Genomic DNA, 15,172 nt, shown 5'->3' on the forward strand with positions numbered 1-15,172 from the left:
CCCACTGCGCGGACACCGATGCCGCGATGCGCCTTACGGACGCACCACGGCGAATACTTTCGCCACTACCTCGTCGATCGGCATGCCGGTGGTATCGATGACCACGGCGCCCTCGGCGGGCTTCAACGGGGCGACCGGCCGCGACGCGTCCCGCTCGTCGCGCGCCTCGATCTCTCGCTGAAGGACCGCAAGTGTAACGCTCAGACCCTTATCCTTCAACTGCTTATAGCGCCTTTTCGCACGTTCGGCCGCGCTGGCGGTGAGGAAGAACTTATGGGCGGCCTCGGGGAAAATCACCGTCCCCATGTCCCGCCCGTCCGCGACGAGGCCCGGCGCCTTGCGGAAACCGAGCTGGAGGTCCACCAGGGCTTCGCGGACCGAGGGGATCACGGCGATCGCCGAAGCGGCCGCTCCTGCCGTTTCCGTGCGTAGTTCGTCCGTGGCGTCGTGGCCGTTCACCAGGACCCGGGTCTCGCCGCCGTCGGCGCTCGGCTGGAAGCGGATCTTCACCATCCGGGCGCAGCGAGTGACGGCCTCGGCATCGGAGAGGTCGATGCCCTCCTCCCCGGCCGCATAGCCCACCGCGCGGTAGAGGGCGCCGGAATCGAGGAGCCGCCAGCCCAGCCGATCCGCGACGAGGCGGCTGATGGTTCCCTTGCCCGAGCCGGAGGGGCCGTCGATGGTCAGGACAGGGACGGCTGCCGGATGGGCCATGGGGTCAACCTCGTTCGCGAAACCCGCATGATATCGCGTCGGGGGCGCCCGCCGTCCGATGGACAGCCCCAGGGCACCGTGCTACAAGCCCCGGACTTCCACGCACCACGGATGATACGTTCCATGCCCGACGACCTCCGGAGCCAGTTCGAACAGGCTTACCTGGACCTGGGCCGCCTGGGGCACCGACCGGACAACGACACCCTCCTGCGCATCTATGCCCTCTACAAGCAGGGTTCCGAAGGCGATGTCCATGGCGACAAGCCGGGCTTCTTCGACTTTGTCGGTACAGCCAAATACGAGGCATGGGCGACCTTGCAGGGCACGTCCCGCGAGGTGGCGATGCGGGATTACATCGCCCTGGTGAAGTCCCTCGGGGGCTGAGCGGCCCTACGCCTTGCTGCTGAACCAGGCGGCGACCGGCAGGTCGCCCATGACCTCGGACATGGCGTGCTCGCCGCCGCGCAGGCGCCCTGTCCCGAACACGTCCTGCCAATGGCCCTCGGGCAGCGTGAGGCTGGTGTCGGCCCAGCACGTCGCCGGGATCGCGGGCGCGTCGGCGCCACCCAGCCATTCCGCCGTGTGCCTCGCCACGGCCACGACGAGCTTCTGTCCCCGGTGTTCGCGCAGGAAGGCGAGGACGTGCCCGCCGGACGCACCCGAAGCCGCGAGCGGCCGGTAACCGCCACGCGCGAACAGGTCGGGATGGGCCTGTCGCAGGCGTAGCAGGGCCGCGATCACCGCCTGCTTGGGCGTCCCGTCCCGCCATGTCGTCAGCGCTTCCCCGGGCGTCACGCCCCGCTCCAGCGAGGCGGCACGGGCCAGGAAATCGACCGCCCGGCGGTTATCCGGGTCGACCAGGCTGAAATCCCAGTACTCCGTACCCTGGTAGAGGTCGGGCACGCCGGGCGTGGTCAGGCGCAACACCGTCTGTGCCAGCCCGTTGGCGGCACCGGGCGCGGCGATATAGCGCGCGAACGCGGCGAGTTCCTCGGCGCAGTCGCTCGAGAGGAGGCTGCGCAGGAAATCCTCGCAGGCGTCCTCGTAGGGCTCGTTCGGCGAGGTCCAGCGCGTCCAGCGCTTGGCTTCCCGCAGCGCCTTGCGCTGCCAGGCGGCGATGCGCGTGGCGAAGCGCTCCGTCCCATCCTCGTCGCCGGGCGCGAGGTCGAGCGGCCACGCCCCCACGAGCATCTGGTAGAGCATGAGTTCGTCGGCGGCGGACGGCGCCATCCGGCCATCTTCGGTGCGGCGGCGGAACTGGGCGTGGCGCGCACGCCAGCGTTCCACCGTCACCACCCAGCGACCCGCCACTTCCGAGAGCACGGCGAGACGGACGCGGAGGTCTTCGCCGCGCTTATGGTCATGGGTGGCCGTGGCGAGGAGGTTATGCGGGAACGTCGCGGCGCGGTCCGCGCAGTGCCGGTGGAATGCATCGGGCGTGATGGCCAGCAGCGCCGCATCCACGCCGACCTCGTTGCGCGACAGCAGCCGCCCGTACCGATAGCCGGCAGTGTCTTCCACGGCCTTCGCCGCCACCGGGGAGGTGGCTTGCTGGAAGATCGCCAGCGCGCGCTCGCGTGCACGGCGAACCGGGCCGGGCGGCAAGGATCGCGGCGCCTCGCCGCCCAGCCAGCCGGCAACCAGGTGCAACAGGTCGACGTCTTCCATGCGGATCGTGCGCAGCGCGCCTTCGACGGCCCGGGCGAACACCGCCTCGTCGAACGCATCGCGGCCCGCACCGCCGGCATAGGTGCGATAGACCGGGAAATGCACCAGCAACTCGATCAGCACGCGGCGCAGCGCGGCCAGGGAGACGTCGCGGGTCGCGACGTCGGCACGGGCCGCCGCGAACAGCGAACGCGCGGTCCGGTCCAGCTCCGCCTCGAAACTGTCGACGAGGATCTGCCGCCGTGCGCGCACGGCCTGCGTCGCGAAGTCGGCCGCATCCCCGGTGAGCTTGCGCCACAGTTCGGTGAGCGGCCCCTCGCCGTTGTCGTCGTGCAGTACGGCCGAGACCTGGTCCATGAACTCGTAGCCGGTGGTGCCGTCGGTGCGCCAGTCCAGCCTCAGCGATTCGTCGCTGGCAAGGATCTTCTCTACAACGAGGTAGGCGCCGTCACGCGGTGCGCCGGGCGGACGCTGGGTACGCAAGCGTTCCAGGCGATGGCGCAACTGCCGGCAATAGCGACGGGGATCGGCCAACCCGTCGACGTGGTCGCAGCGCACGCCGTCGATCAGCCCCTCCGCATAGAGCCGGAAGATCGTCTTGTGCGTATCCTCGAAGACCGCCGTCCGCTCGATGCGCAGCCCCGCCAGTTCGTTGATATCGAAGAAGCGCCGGTAATTGACCATGTCGCTGGCGAGCTTCCAGAACGCCAGTCGGTAGTGTTGTCGTTCGATCAGGGCGTGCAGCGCCGCCCTGCCCTCGTCGGTCGCCGGATCGTGCGTCGCCTCGGCGTCGTCCGCCAGCGAGGCCACCGATGCCGGCGAAAGCGGCAGGTGATCGTCGTAGACGCGCAGCATCCACTCGCCACGGCGGCGCACCAGACGGAGATGGCCCTCGTGCAGCGTCGCATCGTAGCCGGCACCGAGGATGGGAAGCAGCAGCCTGCCGCGCAACAAGGGATCCGGTGCCTGCCAGTCGATGTCGAAATAACCGGCGTACGGACTCTCGCGCCCGTGCCGCAGCACGTCCATCCACCAGGCGTTCTGGACACCCACACCCATGTGGTTCGGCACGATGTCGAGCACGAGTCCCATGCCGTGGGAGCGCAACGCGGCGACGAGCCGGCGCAAGGCGTCCTCGCCGCCGATTTCCGGATTCACTTCATGGCAATCGACGACGTCGTAACCATGCGTCGAGCCGGCGCGTGCGCGAAGGATCGGCGACGCATACAGGTGGCTGACGCCGAGGCGCGCGTAATACCCGACGACACCGACGGCATCGTCCAGTGTGAAGCCCGCATGGAACTGCAGGCGTGCGAGGGCGCGCGGCGGACTCATGATCGGTTCCGTGTCTGGTCGATGGTGGCGCACACGGCGTGGGCGATGGGGCCGTCGAACAGCCGCGACGAGGTGTCGGGCATGCGCCGGCGCCAGTTGGGATGGATGGCGTCCGTCGGGCCCGGAAGGTTCGGTTGCTCGTGCAGGCCGAGCACGTCCTCGACGGGAATGATCGCGAGCGGCGCAGGCGTCAGCGAGACATGATGGGCCGCGGCCCAGACGACCGGCGAGATGTCGTCCGGCGCGGGCGGCGAATCTTCGTTCCAGGCCGAGCCGGAGGCGTAAAGCGCGTGCCACAGCTGCACGCGTTCCCGCTCGCGCTGCTTCGCCTCGTCCACGGCGGGGTCGTCGAGCCCGGTCCGCTTCCGCCATTCGACGTCGCGCCCGCTCCACCAACCCGCGACCGTCGGCACGTCGTGCGTGCTGGTGGTTGCCATGGCCTGCTCCGACCATTCCGCCGGCGCGACGAAACCGCCGTCGGCCGCGCGCTCGAACCAGAGCACGCGGATGCCGAGCACGCCCTTGTCGGCGATGGTGTCGCGGAAGTCCGAGGGCACGGTGCCGAGGTCTTCGCCGATGACGATGGCGCGCTCCAGGTGCGATTCGAGCGCGATAAGGCGCAGCATGTCGGTGAGGGGATAGCGCACGTACGCGCCCTCGGTCGCGCCGGCGCCGTGCGGCACCATCCACAAGCGCTTCAATCCCAGTACGTGGTCGATACGCACGCCGCCCGCGTGGGCCAGCGCGGCACGCAACATGCCGATGAATCCGCGGAAGCCCGTTTCGCGCAGGCCGCGCGGCGAGAACGTGGTCAGTCCCCAGTCCTGGCCGAGTCGATTCAGCGCATCCGGTGGCGCACCCACGGAGAGCCCTGTGAGCATCTCCGCCTGGTGCGCCCAGGCGTGACTACCTCCCGCGTCGGCACCCACGGCGAGGTCGGCGATGAGGCCGATCGCCATGCCGGCTTCCCGCGCTGCCTTCTGCGCGCCTTCGAGGCCCTGCTTCGCCAGCCACTGCAGCCAGGCGTGGAAGGCCACCTCGCGCGAATGTTCACGGGCGAACGCGTTGACGGCGGAACCGGCGGGATCATGGAACTCGGGCGGCCAGCCTTGCCATCCGCCTGGCCGACCATGCGCGGTGAAGTCCGCATGCAGGGCTTCGAACCGGGCGTGCCGCTCGAGCGGTTCGCCCTGTTCCCGGCGGAAGGCCATGAAGCGTTCCGAATGGGCGAGGTCCGCGGAAGCGCCCTCGAAGATGGAGCGCAGGATCGTCATGCGCGCCCGTGCCGCACGGGGCCAATCGATGAGGTCGAGCCATTCCAGCTCGGCGAGTTCCTGGCGCAGGTTGTGCGAATCGATCACCGAGCGCACGGTTTGCTCACCGCTGCTGCGTGCCGGGTCGATGTACAAGCCGTTGAGGAAAAGCCGGCTCGACGGCGCGTAGGGGCTGTAACGCTCGGGCGCCGCGGCGAACAGCGCGTGCAGCGGGCTGATCGCCAGCGCGTCGGCACCCTTCTCCGCCGCCGCCCGCGCGCAGATCTCCAAGGCGGTGAAGTCGCCGATGCCGCCATCGCCCGGCCGGCGCAGTCCCGAGATCTGCACCGCCATGCCCCAGGGACGGCGACTGGCGGTCGTGATGTCGCGCACGCCGAAGCTTCGCGGCGGCGCGACCGCAAGCGTCGTCTCTTCGTCGCCCAGCGAAAGTGTGTAGTAGCCAGGTAGCGAAGGAACCGCAATGCCGGCGTCACCCGACGGCAAGCTGCCTTCGCTGATCGCCGTGCCATCATCCGTCACGATCTTCCAGGGCCGTGCGCGCGACGATGCGGCAACGTCGATGCGCGTGCCCGCATCGGCGGTCAGCATCCTCGGGAGGCGGCTCCCGCTGTGCTCCTCCTCGATGCGACGCAAGCTGTCCTCGACATCGTCGGCGTGATCGGCCGGAAGGCCGAGCGCCCGCAACACCGCGCGCAACGTGTCCGCCGGCGTCGTCTGCGGGCGATCGAGCGCGTCGCGCCAGTGCACGTCGATACCGGCCTTCCCGGCCAGCAGTGCGAGGCGATCGTCGAGGGGTGCATTCACAGCGTCAGGACTCCAGACAGGCAAGGGTACGGCGCGCCGGAAGCAGGCCGCGTGAAAGCGAGGCGACATCGGCGGCATCGCCGTGCAGCCATGCCGCCGATGGCGACGGCGGCTGGTCGACGGCGACGTCCGCGTCGCCGAGGTTGACGAACAACGTCAGGGACGCGCCGCCGATGGACCACGACGCAAAGAACGCCTGGGCGCCTAGCGCGCCGGCACCGAGGCTGCGCGCCTCTTCGATATGCGGGGCCACGTGCTTGCGCCGCAGCGCGATCAATTCGCGCACCAGCGTACGGCGTCGTTCACCGGCGACTTCATCGCGGACGGGGATCGACGCGGTGAACGTGTCGTACTCGTTGGGGTCCGGGATGTCTTCGCCGGCGAATCCCGTGAAGGCCTCGAATTCCTTTCGACGGCCATCGCGCACTGCCGTGCGCAACTCGTCGTTGGGGAAGTCGGTGAAAAACAGGAACGGCGTGCGGCTCGCCCACTCCTCGCCCATGAACAGCATCGGGACAAACGGGGCGAGCAGCAGCAGGGCCAGCGCGGCCTCCATCGTCTCGGGCGAGACCAGCGTGCTCAGCCGGTCCCCGAAAGCGCGGTTACCGACCTGGTCGTGGTTCTGCAGGAAGTTGACGAACCGAGCCGGGGGCAAGTCCCCGCTGGGCTCCCCGCGACGCCGACCCGCCATGGCCTCGCCCTGGAAAGCGAAGCCTTCGCGCAAGACGCGCAACAGCTTCTCCATGGGCCGGTCGTAATGCGCGTAGTAGCCTTCGTCTTCGCCGGTGAGCAGGACATGCAGCGCATTGTGGAAGTCGTCGTTCCACTGCGCGTCGAAACGTCCACGGCCCAGGAGGTGGGCCTGGTTGGCCTCGTTCTCCAGCACCAGGTGCACGTGGCGGTCCGGTCCGGTCGCCGCGCGGACGCGGGCCGCGAGCGAGGCGAGCCAGCCCGGGTTGCCGATCGCATGCACGGCGTCGAAGCGCAGGCCGTCGAAGCGGAACTCCTCGAGCCAGTAAAGCGCGTTATGTACGAAATAGTCGCCGACCTGTGGCGTCGCCACCCCTATCGCCGCACCCCACGGCGTATGCGCGGACTCGTCGAAGAACGGCGACGCATACGTGCCGAGATAATTGCCGTCGGGGCCGAAGTGGTTGTAGACCACGTCGAGGAAGACCATCATCCCCAGCCCGTGCGCCGTGTCGACCAGCGACTTCAGGTCGTCCGGCGAGCCATAAGCGGCGGCCGGCGCGTAGGGCAGCACGCCGTCGTAGCCCCAGTTGCGCTCACCGGGAAATTCCGCGATCGGCATGAGTTCGACGGCGGTGATGCCTAGCGAGGCCAGGTGCGGCAACACCATCTCCACGCCGTGGAAGCCTCCGAGCACACCCGCGTGGAGCTCATAGATGACCGTTTCGTGCCAGGGACGCCCTTTCCAGTCGTCATGGCGCCATGTGTAGGCCCGCGGATCGGTGACGATGCTGTAACCGTGCACGTCGCCATCGGCCTGCCGTCGCGATGCCGGGTCGGGCACCACGAGGCGGTCGTCGAGGCGGAAGCGGTATCCGGCACCCACGTCCACCGGACATACGCACTCGAACCAGCCGTCGTCGAGCGCGCGCATCGGGGCTACGTGACCGTCGTCGCACTCGATGGACACCGACTCGCGGTCGGGCGCCCATAGCCTGAAGCGCGTGCGGCCGTCACCCAGCGGCTTGAAGCCGTAGGGCATCGCATGGAAATGTCCCTGGCTCATGCGGGCTCCGTCTTCACGGTCGCCGCGAGGAGGACGACGCTACGCCCTTCCACTTCGATGGTCGGTTCGCTCCACGCGACTTCTCCGGCCGTCGGCGCCGCCGTGTTGCAACGGAGGCGCCAGTTCACGGCCGGCTCGGGCAGCTTGAACACATGCGTCTCCGGCGTGGCGTTGATCATCACGAAGGTCACGTCGGCCCGCTTCTCACCCTGGGCCTGGACGCGTCGAAGCGCCAGGAGCCGGCCCTCGGTGTAGCCCCAGGTTTCCTGGTTCATCTCCGCGCCGCTTTCGTCGAACCACATGACCTCACGCATCCCGGGCACGACCTCGGTGTCGCCACGCAGGAAATGCGCCGCGCGCAACGTCGGATGTTGTTCGCGCAGTTGCACGAGGCGCGCGACGAAGTCGGTGAGTTCCCTGCCCTGGTCCGACGTCGCGAGCTTCCAGTCGTACCAGGAGATCTCGTTGTCCTGGCAATAGGCGTTGTTGTTGCCCTGCTGCGTGCGTCCGAACTCGTCGCCGCCAAGCAGCATCGGCGTGCCGTGGGAGAAGAACAGCGTGGCGAGCATGGCCCGCTTCACCCGGTCGCGCGACGTGCGGACCGCCTCGTCGTCCGTCGGGCCTTCGACGCCGTAGTTGTAGCTCTCGTTGTCGTTGCCGCCGTCCCTGTTGTCCTCGCCGTTGGCCTCGTTGTGCTTGTCGTTGTAACTGACGAGGTCCTCCAGCGTGAAGCCGTCGTGCGCGGTGATGAAGTTCACCGACGCCCAGGGCCTGCGGCGATGGTGGTCGAACAGTTCGCCTGAACCCTGGAGCCGGCCCGCGAGCGTGCCGCGCATCGCCGGCTCCCCTTTCCAGAACTTGCGCATGTCGTCGCGGAACTTGCCGTTCCACTCGCCGAAGCCCGGCGGATGGTTGCCGAGCTGGTAGCCGCCCGGGCCGATGTCCCACGGCTCGGAAATGAGCTTGACGTTCGCGAGGACGGGATCCTGGCGCATCGCGTCGAACAGGCCGCAGCAGGGATCGAACCCGTGTTCCTCACGTCCCAGGCTCACGCCGAGGTCGAAGCGGAACCCATCGACATGGAAGGTCTGTACCCAATAGCGCAGCGAGTCCATCACCATCTGCAGCACGCGGGGGTGCGACGTGTTGACGGTATTGCCGGTGCCCGTATCGTTGATGCAATAGCGCGGGTTGTCCGGCATCAGCCGGTAATAGCTCTTGTTGTCCAGGCCGCGGAAAGACATGGTGGTGCCCAGCTCGCTGCCCTCGCAGGTGTGGTTGTAGACCACATCGAGGATCACCTCGATCCCTGCCGCGTGCAGCGCCTGGACGGCTGCACGGATTTCGTTCAACGCGCCTTCGGCGAGGTAGGCCGGCTCCGGGGCGAAGAATGCCAGGGTGTTGTAGCCCCAGTAGTTGCGCAACTTCATTTCGGTGAGGCGACGATCCTGCACGAAGGCGTGCACCGGAAGCAGCTCCACCGCGGTCACTCCCAGCTTCACCAGGTAGTCGATGACGTAAGGATCCGCGAGGGCGATGAAGGTCCCACGCTCGTGCTGGCGGATCCTCTTCAGGGTGCGCGTGAAGCCTTTCACATGCGTTTCGTAGATCACCGTCTCGTTCCACGGCGTATGCGGCCGATTGCCGTGCGTCCAGTGCATGGGCTCGTCGACCACCACGGCCTTCGGCATGGCGGCGGCGCTGTCACGCCGGTCGAACGAGAGGTCGGCGCGTGGCGAGGCGACCCGATAGCCGTGCAGGACGTCGGACCAGCGCACCTGCCCGTGCAGGAGCCGTGCGTAAGGATCGAGCAGGAGCTTGTTCGGGTTGAAGCGGTGCCCCTCCTCGGGCGCGTAAGGGCCGTGCGCGCGGAGACCGTAAAGGGTCCCGCCACGAACGCGCGGCAGGTAACCGTGCCACACCTCGTCGGTGCACTCGGGAAGATCGTAACGGGCGATCTCGCGCTTTCCGGACGGGTCGAAAAGGCACAGTTCAATGCGCTCCGCGTGGGCGGAGAACACGGCGAAGTTGGTTCCCATGCCGTCGCAGGTCGCGCCTAGCGGATACGGCGTACCGGGTTGCATGCGTTCGGGAAAAGCGGGCATTCGTGTTCCTCGTCAGTCGGCGACGAAAATGACAGTGGAGAGCGGCGGCAGGCTGAGCACCAGCGACCGGTCGAAGCCGTGCGAAGGGACGTCCTGGGCGTGGCGTTCGCCCTCGTTGCCGATGCCGGAACCTCCGTACTCGGCAGCGTCGGAATTGATGGCTTCCCGCCACCGGCCGCCTTCCGGCACACCGATGCGGAAACCATGTCGCACGGCGGGAGTCATGTTGCTGACCACCAGCGCCGGCCGCGCGCCTTCGGCGCAGCGCAGCCAGGCGAAGACGCTCTGCTCGGCGTCGTCGCCGATGACCCAGCGGAATCCACGGGGATCGGCATCCCACGCGTGCAGCGCGGGCGTGTCCGCGTACAGGCGATTCAAGTCGCGGACCAGCTTCTGCACACCGAGGTGCATCGGGTGGTCGAGCAGGTCCCACGCGATCTGCGCGTCGTGGTTCCACTCGTGCGGCTGCGCGATCTCGCCTCCCGTGAACAACAGCTTCTTGCCCGGGTGACCCCACATGAAACCGTAGTAAGCACGCAGATTGGCGAACCGCTGCCACTCGTCGCCGGGCATCTTTCCCAGCAGCGACCGTTTTCCGTGGACCACCTCGTCGTGCGACAGCGGCAGTACGAACTTCTCGGAATAGGCGTACACCATGCTGAAGGTCATCTCGCCGTGGTGCCAGCGACGATGGATCGGGTCGTGCGACATGTAATCCAGCGAGTCGTGCATCCAGCCCATGTTCCATTTGAACGTAAAGCCGAGTCCGCCCTGCTCCACCGGCTGGGTCACGCCGGGCCATGCGGTCGATTCCTCGGCGATGGTCATGCAGTCCGGGTGGCGCTCGACCACTAGCTGGTTCACACGGCGCAGGAATGCAATCGATTCCAGGTTCTCCCTGCCGCCGTACTTGTTCGGCACCCATTCGCCCTGCTTGCGCGAGTAATCGCGGTACAGCATCGAGGCGACGGCATCGACGCGCAGGCCGTCGACGTGGAAGCGCTCGAGCCATGCCAATGCGCTGGCGATCAGGTAAGCCGATACCTCGTTGCGGCCGAGGTTGAAGATCAGCGTGTTCCAGTCCTGGTGGAAGCCTTCGCGCGGATCGGCATGCTCGTACAACGGCGTGCCGTCGAAATGCGCGAGACCATGGATGTCGGTCGGGAAATGAGCAGGCACCCAATCGACAATCACGCCGATGCCCGCCTCGTGGCAGCGATCGACGAAGCGCGCGAACGCGTCCGGCGTACCGAAGCGCGACGTGGGCGCGAACTGGCCCAGTGGCTGGTAGCCCCAGGAACCGCCGAAAGGATGTTCCGAAATGGGCAGCAGCTCGATATGGCTGAAGCCCATGCCGGCGACATAGGGAATCAGCCGCTCGCCCAACTCGTCCCAGTGCAGGTCGTGGCCGTCCTTCCCGCGCAGCCAGGAACCGGCATGCAGCTCGTAGATCGACAGTGGCGATCCGGGGTGGTGCAAGGCACCGCGACGGCGCAGCCAGTCGTCGTCCGTCCAATGGAAGGCGGCCGGGTCCGCGACGATCGACGCCGTCGCCGGAGGCAGTTCCGACGACAGCGCCACGGGATCCGCACGCTGGGTGAGCGAGCCGTCGGCACCCCAGATCTCGTACTTGTAGCGGGCGCCCGGAAGCAGTCCTGGCACGAAGAGTTCCCAGACACCTGCCGGGACGCGCTTGCGCATCGGGTGGCGGCGACCGTCCCAGCTATTGAAGTCGCCAACGACGCTGACCCGCTTCGCATTGGGCGCCCAGACCGCGAAGCGCACGCCATGCACGCCGTCGAGCACCACGGGATGGGCGCCCAGGCAGCGGAACAGCTCGATGTGCGTCCCTTCCGAAAGCAGGCGCAGATCCTCGTCGCCGAGCAGCGTGCCGAAGGCATAGGCATCGTGCGTGTCATGCGCCGCCGCCGGCCAGTGCACGCGGAGGCGGTATGCGCCTTCCGCGTCGAGGAAGCCGGCGAACAGTCCACCGGAATGCACGCCCTGGAGCTCGCCGAGGACACGCCCGTGCGCATCGATGAGTTCGACGCCACGGGCGCCGGGCTGCAAGGTCCGTACGACGCGGCGGCCGTCCACGCGATGCGGCCCGAGCAGCGCGAACGGATCGCCGTGCCGGCCTTCGACGAGTGCGTCGACGGCGGCGGCATCGGTCAGCCCATAGGTGCGTGGATCGGTCACGAGTCCTCCTCCGCTTCATTCACGGGCTCGCCGGCGGCGATGTGCAGCAAGCCGCGCAACGGTACGTCGAGCCATCCGGGCCGGTTGGCGGCTTCGTAAACGATCTCGTAGGCAGCCTTCTCGATCACGAAGAGTTCGAGCAGGGGAAGGAAGGCATCCGCCTCCACCCAGCGTACGGGCGCTGCATCGAGCACCGCGCGGTACGCATCGAGGAACACGTGCGACGAGCGAGCACGGAAGCGCGCAAGGAAGCCACCGAAGCCTTCGTCCTCCACGGGCGCGAGGCCGTCCTCGCCCCGGCGTGCCATGGCGGCCGCATAGTCGAGCGAACGCAGGAAACCTGCGACGTCGCGCAGCGGCGAAGTCCTGCCCCTGCGCTCTTCGAGCGTCCGGGCGGGTTCGCCCTCGAAGTCGATGATGTACGCATCGTCCTGCACGACGAGTACCTGGCCGAGATGGAAGTCCCCATGGGTACGGGTCGTCAACGCGCCATGTCCCGATCCGGCGAGCTTTCCGATCCGTTCGTCCAGCGCGCCCGCAAGGCCGCGCACGACCTCCACGTCGGCGGCCAGCGGTTCGGCCATGTCCGCCGTCGAGTCGACCGCCATGAGCGCCCGGCCAACCTGGGCACGGATGCCCTCGCGCCAGCGTTCCACGGTGGCGTCATCCGCGGGCTCGGGCGAGAAGGCCGGCAACTCGCTCGGCTTCGCCAGCAACGCGTGCAGCTCGCCCAGCCGCGTACCGACCGCGGCGGCGAACGCGTCGTAGCCACCTTCCAGTTCCGCTTTCCGCTCTTCGTCACCGGAATGACTGAACTCGTCGTAGCTGCGACGAAGGAAGTCGAGGGTCCAGGCCCACGCGTCGCCCTGGTTCCGCAAGAAACCCTGCAGCACGGCCAGCGTTGTGCGCTCGCCATGCTCGCCAACGCGAACGACTTCGCCCAGAAGCGGCGCCGTGTTGGCGTAGCCGTTTTCAGTGAGGAACCGGCCCATTTCCACTTCGGGATTCACGCCCGCCGAAGTACGACGGAACAGTTTCACCACGCCGGCGTCGTGCAGGATCATCGAGCTGTTGGACTGTTCAGCGGTAAGCCAGCGGTTTTCGATGTCGTGATCGAAGGTGACGCCGGCGAAGGCGGCCGTCGTCTCGAAACGCACCGCCCCACCGTGCATGGGCAACTCCGCGTTCTGGCGCAGGCCGATCAGTAGCCCGCTCGCGAAGGCCTCGAGGGCGAAGCCGTCGGTCAGCAGCCCGATGCGACGGCCGCGGCGCACGCGTGCGAGCGCGAGCTGCTGGGCTCTCGGGGTGGGACTTTCGTCTTCCCACACGATGCCCGCCGGGAGGCTGTAGCGCTCCTTTCCGCCGTCGGAAAGGGTCGCTTCCACTTCGGTGAGGATCAGGTCGTCACCGCGATCGGGCCAGGGCACGGCATAGAGGATCTTCACCGATTCGATGCCCCGGTCCTTCGCGGCGAACCAACGGCGCACGGAGAGGTACCCCGGCAGCACCTGTTTCTCGATGACGCCGCGATGGTGCGCCATCACCGGGCCTTCCACGAGCGCGCCACGCAACACGAGCGTTTCGTAGTCGGGCATCGGCTCGGCCGGGACTTCGTGCCACGAAGGCATCTGCGCGTTCGGGCAAATCTGGAACGCGTAGAAGCCGTAAGGCGGCACGGTGAGCAGGTACGGCAGCTGGCCGATGGGCGGGAACGAGGAGCCGCCCATGATCTCGATCGGCACCTGTCCGTCGAAGGCGCCCAGGTCAAGTTCCACGGCCTGCAAGGCTCGCGACATGTTCGCCACGCAAAGGACGTGCTCGCCCTCGTATTCGCGCAGGTAGGCGAGCACCTTGCGGTTGCCCGGATAGAGGAACTTCAGCGTGCCGCGGCCGAACGCCTTGTAGCGTTTGCGCACGGCCAGCATGCGCCGCGTCCAGTTGAGCAGCGAGTGCGGGTCGCGGGACTGGGCCTCCACGTTGATCGCCTGGAAACCGTAGAGCGGGTCCATGATCGGCGGCAACACCAGGCTGGCCGGATCGGCGCGGGAGAAGCCGCCGTTGCGGTCCACCGACCACTGCATCGGCGTACGCACACCGTCGCGATCGCCGAGGTGGATGTTGTCGCCCATGCCGATTTCGTCGCCGTAATAGAGGACGGGGGTGCCGGGCATCGACAACAGCAACGCGTTCATCAGTTCGATGCGGCGGCGGTCACGCTCGAGCAGCGGCGCCAGGCGCCGGCGGATACCCAGGTTGATGCGCGCGCGACGGTCGGCGGCATAGGTCTGCCACAGGTAGTCGCGCTCGCTGTCGGTGACCATTTCCAGCGTCAGCTCGTCATGGTTGCGCAGGAAGATAGCCCACTGGCAATTCTCCGGAATCGCGGGCGTCTGACGCATGATGTCCGTGATCGGGAAACGGTCCTCGCGTGCGATCGCCATGTACATGCGCGGCATCAGCGGGAAGTGGAAGGCCATGTGGCATTCGTCGCCGTTGCCGAAGTAGTCCTGCGTATCCTCGGGCCACTGGTTGGCTTCGGCCAGGAGCATGCGGTCCGGGTAATGCTGGTCGATTTCCGCCCGCATCAGCTTCAGGATCGCGTGCGTCTCCGGCAGGTTTTCGTTGTTCGTCCCCTCCCGCTCGATCAGATAGGGCACGGCATCGAGACGGAGGCCGTCGACACCCATGTCCAGCCAGAAGCGCATCACGTCCAGCACCGCTTTCAGTACGGCGGGATTGTCGAAGTTGAGGTCGGGCTGGTGCGAGAAGAAGCGATGCCAGAAGTACTGGCCGGCTACCGGATCCCACGTCCAGTTCGATTTTTCGGTATCGAGGAAGATGATGCGCGTGCCGTCGTACGCCTGGTCGGTATCGGACCAGACATAGAAGTTACGCGCGGCCGATCCCTTCTTCGCGTGGCGCGCGCGCTGGAACCACGGATGCTGGTCCGAGGTGTGGTTGATGACCAGCTCCGTGATGACGCGCAGGCCCCGCGCATGCGCCTCGGCGATGAAGCGCCGCGCGTCGGCGAGCTTGCCGTAGTCGGGATGGACGGCCTTGTACTCGGCGATGTCGTAACCGTCGTCGCGGCGCGGGCTCGGGTAGAACGGCAGCAGCCAGAGCGTGTTCACGCCCAGCTCCGCGATGTAGTCGAGCTTGTCGATCAGACCCTGGAAGTCACCGACGCCATCGTCGTTGGCGTCGAAATACGACTTCAGGTGCACCTGGTAGATGATCGCGTCCTTGTACCAGAGCGGGTCGCTCGAGAAGTCGGGAGCGGCCGTCTTTTTCTTTCCTTTAGCGCGGGTTGCCATGGA

8 protein-coding genes are annotated in these 15,172 nt (G+C 67.4%); 1 reads left to right on the plus strand and 7 read right to left on the minus strand.

Annotation, left to right across the window (positions count from 1 at the left end):
- Positions 1-33: 33 nt before the first annotated feature.
- The gene (gene cmk / locus ACQKIE_RS05835; protein ID WP_427456708.1) at positions 34-714 is read right to left on the minus strand and encodes a (d)CMP kinase; all 681 of its coding nucleotides are present in this window, start codon (positions 712-714) and stop codon (positions 34-36) included.
- 123 nt (positions 715-837) lie between these two features.
- Between cmk and ACQKIE_RS05840 the strand changes: the two genes are divergently transcribed.
- Positions 838-1,098, plus strand: coding sequence for an acyl-CoA-binding protein (locus ACQKIE_RS05840; protein ID WP_427456710.1), 261 nt, complete (start codon positions 838-840; stop codon positions 1,096-1,098).
- A gap of 6 nt (positions 1,099-1,104) precedes the next feature.
- Here ACQKIE_RS05840 and treY read toward each other — a convergent pair whose 3' ends face one another.
- Genes treY through treS form a run of 6 tightly spaced genes read right to left on the minus strand, consistent with a single transcriptional unit; the run spans position 1,105 to position 15,169 of the window.
- Entirely contained in the window at positions 1,105-3,717 is a 2,613-nt protein-coding gene (treY, locus tag ACQKIE_RS05845; protein WP_427456712.1) for a malto-oligosyltrehalose synthase, read from the minus strand.
- On the minus strand, positions 3,714-5,795 hold the full coding sequence (gene malQ, locus ACQKIE_RS05850; RefSeq protein WP_427456714.1) for a 4-alpha-glucanotransferase: 2,082 nt from the start codon (positions 5,793-5,795) through the stop codon (positions 3,714-3,716). The genes treY and malQ overlap by 4 nt, the downstream gene beginning before the upstream one ends.
- Positions 5,796-5,799: 4 nt before the next feature.
- Positions 5,800-7,551: a malto-oligosyltrehalose trehalohydrolase gene (gene treZ / locus ACQKIE_RS05855; protein WP_427456716.1), complete on the minus strand. Its 1,752-nt coding sequence runs from the start codon at positions 7,549-7,551 to the stop codon at positions 5,800-5,802.
- Positions 7,548-9,656, minus strand: coding sequence for a glycogen debranching protein GlgX (glgX, locus tag ACQKIE_RS05860; protein WP_427456718.1), 2,109 nt, complete (start codon positions 9,654-9,656; stop codon positions 7,548-7,550). Before glgX ends, treZ begins: the two co-directional genes overlap by 4 nt.
- 12 nt (positions 9,657-9,668) lie before the next feature.
- Positions 9,669-11,855 (minus strand): 1,4-alpha-glucan branching protein GlgB, encoded by a 2,187-nt coding sequence (gene glgB / locus ACQKIE_RS05865; protein WP_427456720.1) that lies wholly within the window; start codon positions 11,853-11,855, stop codon positions 9,669-9,671.
- Positions 11,852-15,169 (minus strand): maltose alpha-D-glucosyltransferase, encoded by a 3,318-nt coding sequence (treS, locus tag ACQKIE_RS05870; protein WP_427456722.1) that lies wholly within the window; start codon positions 15,167-15,169, stop codon positions 11,852-11,854. The genes glgB and treS overlap by 4 nt, the downstream gene beginning before the upstream one ends.
- Positions 15,170-15,172 lie beyond the last annotated feature (3 nt).

The organism is Luteibacter sp. NPDC031894 (assembly GCF_050273135.1).
In the GTDB taxonomy this organism is placed as follows: domain Bacteria; phylum Pseudomonadota; class Gammaproteobacteria; order Xanthomonadales; family Rhodanobacteraceae; genus Luteibacter.